Annotated in this window: 3 protein-coding genes; all 3 read left to right on the top strand. The window is 54.8% G+C overall.

The genetic code is table 11. The annotated features are described in order from the left end of the window. On the top strand, positions 1-320 hold a 320-nt coding region (locus AB4Z11_RS31995; RefSeq protein WP_442030239.1), incomplete at its 5' end, for a methyl-accepting chemotaxis protein. A 43-nt stretch (positions 321-363) separates the two neighbouring features. Further along, entirely contained in the window at positions 364-759 is a 396-nt protein-coding gene (locus tag AB4Z11_RS32000; protein ID WP_442030241.1) for an OsmC family protein, read from the top strand. A 172-nt stretch (positions 760-931) separates the two neighbouring features. Then, positions 932-1292: hypothetical protein (locus AB4Z11_RS32005; RefSeq protein ID WP_442030243.1), on the top strand; the 361-nt coding region annotated here is incomplete at its 3' end.

The following is a 1292-nucleotide window of genomic DNA, read 5'->3' on the forward strand; positions in this document are numbered from 1 at the left end:
GCGCAGCCCTGGTCGACAAAGCCGGCGCCACCATGAACGAAATCGTGGCCAGCGTCACGCGCGTGACCGACATCATGGGCGAGATCATGGCCGCCGGCGATGAGCAAAGCGCGGGCATCGATCAGATCAACCAGGCCATCGCACAGATGGACCAGGTCACGCAGCAGAACGCGGCCCTGGTTGAAGAAGCCACCGCCGCTGCCGCCGCAATGCAGGAACAGGCGGGCGAACTGGATGAGATGGTGAGCGTATTCCGCGTGTCCAGCACAGATGCAAATCGCCGTGTGGCACACCCGCAACCACTGCGTCTGGCCGCCTGAAGCCAGATTAGAATAGGCGCTTCTCTTGCAGGAGGAGCGCCCAGTGAAAATCTCTGCCACCGTCCGGAACTCATACAAAGTCCACGAAGCGCACGTCAGCACCGACGGCGCAGCCCAGTCGCTTGCAGTCCCGATGAAAGCAGCGGGCAAAGGCTCGGCCGTCAACGGTGGCGAATTCCTGATGCTGGCCCTGGCCACCTGCTACTGCAACGATCTTTATCGGGAAGCCGAGCTTAAACACATCGCCATTAACAGTGTCGAAGTCGAAGCCAGCGCCGACTTTCCCGGTCCCGGCCTCGCCGCCACGAATATCCGCTATTCCGCCCGCGTACTTTCCACCGCACCGGATGATGTTATCGAAGCCCTCCTGCGCCATACCGACGCCATTGCCGAAGTTCATAACACGATTCGCAATGGCGTTCCCGTCCGGATTATCTGACTCATTTCCGAAATAATAATTTTCGATGCGATCGGTCACCGGATATTTACCGAATCGGYAGCCCGTTTTTCATCAAAATATATTAATGCGCCTTTTTAGGACGCTCGCCTATAGTGTTATAGCCGGTACCAAGAAATAATAAACCGGTAATAACATAAAGAAGGGAGTAGCCATGAAAGGGAAAATTGCCCTGCTGGGCTTGTGCGCCTGCGCGCTTGTTCAAACAAGCCAGGCGCAGCAGTCTGACGTCGGACAAGTGATTATTCCGGCACTAAAAAACCTCGAAATCAAACGCGTTTATATGGCCCCGGAGGATTTCAAACCTTACAAGGGAGATTATAATCTCTCCAACGGAAAAACCATGGTGCTGCGGCGATTTAATGCCCGCATGTTTGCCCAGGTTGGAACTCAAAGTGAACACGAAATTGTCCCCACCGGCAATGGGAAATTCTCCGCGCTCGACCGCACCATGCAGATGGAACTGACTGTAGAAAGGGATGGCGATATTACTGGAACCATGAGTTATATTGATG

This window comes from Pseudoduganella sp. RAF53_2, from assembly GCF_052113985.1.
Lineage (GTDB): Bacteria > Pseudomonadota > Gammaproteobacteria > Burkholderiales > Burkholderiaceae_D > Rugamonas.